The organism is uncultured Campylobacter sp. (assembly GCF_938045535.1).
GTDB lineage: Bacteria > Campylobacterota > Campylobacteria > Campylobacterales > Campylobacteraceae > Campylobacter_B.
The window spans coordinates 1-4053 of sequence record NZ_CALIMQ010000162.1 but is presented as its reverse complement, the minus strand read 5'-3'; the positions used below and the strand labels follow the sequence as shown (position 1 = coordinate 4053).

3 protein-coding genes and 1 tRNA gene are annotated in these 4053 nt (G+C 47.3%); all 4 read right to left on the bottom strand.

Translation table 11 applies throughout. The features are described from left to right. A partial coding sequence (locus Q0095_RS05120) for an amino acid racemase (protein WP_297881976.1) occupies positions 1-449 on the bottom strand: 449 nt, incomplete at its 3' end. 28 nt (positions 450-477) lie between these two features. Continuing rightward, on the bottom strand, positions 478-1788 hold the full coding sequence (locus tag Q0095_RS05115) for a dicarboxylate/amino acid:cation symporter (RefSeq protein ID WP_297881974.1): 1311 nt from the start codon (positions 1786-1788) through the stop codon (positions 478-480). Positions 1789-2038: 250 nt separating this feature from the next. After that, a tRNA-Ile gene (locus Q0095_RS05110) sits at positions 2039-2115 on the bottom strand. Positions 2116-2646: 531 nt separating this feature from the next. After that, positions 2647-3990, bottom strand: a complete 1344-nt coding sequence (locus Q0095_RS05105; RefSeq protein ID WP_297881972.1) for a DUF2130 domain-containing protein — start codon at positions 3988-3990, stop codon at positions 2647-2649. Positions 3991-4053: the final 63 nt, after the last annotated feature.

The window sequence follows — 4053 nt, the reverse complement described above, 5'->3', positions numbered from 1 at the left end:
CCAAGCTCCACGCTGATTAGCCCCGCTTCTTTGAGCGGATCGTCGTAAATTTTAGCTTTTTTTGTACCAATAGTGGCTAGCACAGCGATTTTATGGGCGTTTGGATAATTTTTGCGGATCGCTTTTACGGTGACCTCAGCGATATGAATTAGCGGGATTTCCGCCGCAGCTTCTACATCGTCTGCGAAAAAATGCGCCGTGTTGCACGCCATCGCAAACGCCTTGCAGCCTGCATTTTTGAGCCTAACAGCGCTCTCGCTTAGGCGCGGAAGCGGATTTTCACCTTTGCCTAAGATAAATGCCGTGCGATCTTCAATCTGCGGATAGCTATCGATTACAAGCGGAATATTTTCTTGATCGCTGCCCGCAGCAGTCTCTTCTATGATCTTCATATACAGATCCGCACTCGCCAAAGGTCCCATTCCGCCGATAATTCCAACTCTTTTCATAGCTCGTCCTTTCTAAATTTTAATTGGGTTAATTCTCCCACTTACTCATATCCATTTCGTTTTCGCTCTTTGCGACGTAGATCGACGCGACAACATCGCCCGTTACGTTCATCGAGGTTCGCCCCATATCCAAAATCGCATCAATGCCCAAAATCATTCCGTAAGCGATCGCTACGTTACCACTTACCTTGACGCCGATAGATTCGAGCACTAAAAGCAGCATCAGCGCACCAGCTCCCGGAACTCCGGCAGTTCCGATCGCCGCAAGCATCGAAGTGATGATGATCGTGAGGTAGTGGCTGCTGTTTAGATCGATACCGCAAGCATTAGCGATAAAGAGCGTGCACACGCCCAAATACACGGTCGTGCCGTTCATATTCACCGTAGCACCCACGGGCAAAACAAAGCCGTAGATCGCCTTTGGAATTCCCATATCTTCGGCGGTTTGCATCGTAATCGGAAGCGTGCCGTTGGAGCTGCGGGTAACAAAAGCCGTAAGCATCGGCGGACGCACTTTTTTAAGGAATTTAATCGGGCTAACTCCGATAAGCATACAAATAACGCAATAAACCGCAAATACTTGAATCGCAAGTCCCACGTATAGGGTAATCGTGACATTTAATAGCGAGCTGAAAGCCTCGATACCGCTTTTATTAAACACTACAAACATTAGCGCAAAAACACCAATTGGTGCGTATTGCATCACCCAATGCACGACCTTAAACATAATTTCGCTCATTCCATCGAAAAAATTATAAACCGTATCAGCGGAATTTTTAATACGAGCATCACTACTGTCGCGGCAAAACGCAAGCCCTACGCCGAAAAATAAGCAAAACGCGATAATCGGCAAAATTTCGCCCTTAGCTATGGAATCAAAAGGATTCGTAGGAATTATATTAAGCAAAATTTTACTCATACTAGGCGCATTTGCTGCTTTTTCGACGGCCTTGGACGCATCGCTTAGATCAAGCCCGCTACCTGGAGAAAATATAAACGCACACGCTAGGCCGATAACGATCGCAAAAAGCGTCGTTATAGCATAAAATATGATCGCCTTAACGCCTACTTTGCCCAGGTGCGCGGGCGAGATACTGCTAGTGCCCACGATCAGCGAACAGATGATGATCGGCACCATGATCATCTTTAAAAGCCGCACGAAAAGATCTCCCAAAGGTGTTAAAATCGCCACCCACGTGGTATCACCCACCGGCATATTTTTAGGTAGTAACATACCAATCGCAGAGCCCAACACTAAAGCGATAATGATGCGCCAAAGCAAGCTTGAGTTAAAATAAAAGGCTAAAATTCCGCCTTTTTTCGTTTGATTTTCTGACATGGACATCTCCCTGCACTAAGAATTTTAACGGAATTCTACTGCAACTTGCCATAAAATAAAATTTAATCGGTCGCCAAATGAAAGTTAAATTTGAAAATTCAATCGCGAGCTTAACCAAATTTTAAAGCTGAAATTATGCGGCAAGCTTTGTCTTTTGAAGTTATGAAGCGGAATTTCAAAGGAAAAACGACGTATGAAATTTATAGAATTTTGCGGATTTTGATGTAGTGAAAAGCAAAAAATTTTATGGTGGTGGGCTCACTAGGACTTGAACCTAGGACCATCCGGTTATGAGCCGGATGCTCTAACCAACTGAGCTATGAGCCCCGCCAGCGGTAAAAAAGAAATGTGATTTTACAAAAATAATCTTAAAACGGCGTTAAAATTAATCATAAATTTCAAGCCCAGCGCTCTGACGGACGGCGCGGCTAAACTCTACGGCGCGCCGCGGCTTTTGTGCAAAATTTTGCGTCGCTTTGAAAGCGAGCAACCAACAAATCAAAGCAAACGTTTTGAAATTTTAAAATTTAATGGCGCGATCTAAAACGTACCGCGGCGCTCTACGCGGCAAATTTAAAGGAAATTTTACGGTAAATTTTACGTCGCGATAAAGTACCAAAGACGCCGCACTGGAGAGATAAAACATTTTGCGCTTAAAATTTATTATATAGATACAAGATATGTGAATATAGAAAGCGAGGTTGTGAGGTTCTGCACTGCATCAAAGCGCAAGAGCGGACGAAATTTAACAAGTTGCGTCACGCGAATTCATAGGTATTTAGCTCTCCGTTCCACAAACTTCTTGCGCCACGAGATCATCTCGCGCTCTCGCCATAGCCGCGATCCGTCCGCACGGCGCTATAGCATCTCGTCGCCGTCTTGGTCTTGAAGCGCGGCCGCTTCGCCCTCTGCCGCAATCGCTTCGAGGCTTAAAATTTCATCGACATCCTCTAGCTGCGCTACGCCGCTTCCGGCGATGCTTCTGATGCTTGCGTGCATCGCGATCGCGCCGTCTCGCGCACGGGCGATCTGTTTTTCGCGCTGTTTCCAGATGCGCTCCATCGCGTTGCGCTCCTTGTTTAGGCTCTCCTGCATGCCGACAAATGCCGATACGATCGTTTTTATCTGGTTTGCAAACTCGGGCGAGGTCAGATAGTCGTAGAGCATCGCCGTTTTGCTATCTTGATTTTGACCCGATCTCTTGGCAAACGCAAGCGCCACGACGTGTTCGCGCAAGACGGCGCAAAGACCCTTAAATTCCTCAAACGAGCAGATCCAGATGCTAGCATCGCTCGGCGCTTGATGCAGCCTAGAGCTGTGAGGCGGCATCTGCTCGGTGACGATAACGCCGATCTGCGCGCCCTCGCCTATCATATCGTCTTTGAGTTTGTCGATCCATTTGGGCTCGAAGCTTTTCGTGCGCTTGCTCTCGTATAAAATTTTACCGCAGCCCGCAAACTCCCTTGTATGCACCATCTGCACGCAGTCTGCGCCGCGCGCGCCCTTTTTGACCTCATCTATCTCGTCCAAAGGAAAGTTTAGCCGCAGATACTCCTGCAGCGCGAGCTCCTGTACCTCGCCCTGAAGCTGCTGCGAGCCCACCTCAGAGCGGCGCTTAAGCTCGTTTATTTGGCCGATTAGGCTTTGGATCTGCTCATCTTTTTGGCGGAATTTCAGCTCGTTTTCCTGCGAAATTTGTTTCGAAAGCCGCTCACGCTCTTGGTTTACGCGGTTAGTTAGTTCGATCTCGGATTTGGCTTTGTTTTCGGCTTCAAGCTCGCTAAATTTGCGCTTTTGCGCTTCCATTTCGGCCTTTATTAAATTTAGCTCGGAAATTCTTTGCGATTTCTCTTGCAGCTCCTTTTGTAAAATTTCAAATTTCGCCGCGTTTTCGCTCTCGATCTGAGATTTTGCAAGCGCTAAAATTTTCTCCCGCTCGCTGTTTAGCGCAGAATCGGTCGCCGCTTTTACGCGCTGCTCGAAGGCGTTTTCCTTCGCTTGCAGCTGCGCCAGATGCTTCGCGTACTCCTCGCGCTTAGCGGCGATCTCGGCTTCAAATTTAAGCGTGGCTTCGTTTTGCTGCTGCTGCCACTTTCGCTTCTGCTGCAAAATTTCATCTTCAAATTTAGCCTTGATATCGCGCTGTAGCGCCTCGTCAATATCGATCTGAGAGCCGCAGTGCGGACACTTTACGTTAGCCATTTTTGCTTCCCAAACTCTGCTCTTTCATCTTTTCAAATTCTTGCGAAATTTGCGCCGCATTGG

Excerpts from the sequence above, each read along its gene's own strand:
- Q0095_RS05115 (WP_297881974.1), bottom strand. The coding sequence starts at position 1,788 with ATGTCAGAAAATCAAACGAAAAAAGGCGGAATTTTAGCCTTTTATTTT.
- Q0095_RS05105 (WP_297881972.1), bottom strand. The coding sequence starts at position 3,990 with ATGGCTAACGTAAAGTGTCCGCACTGCGGCTCTCAGATCGATATTGAC.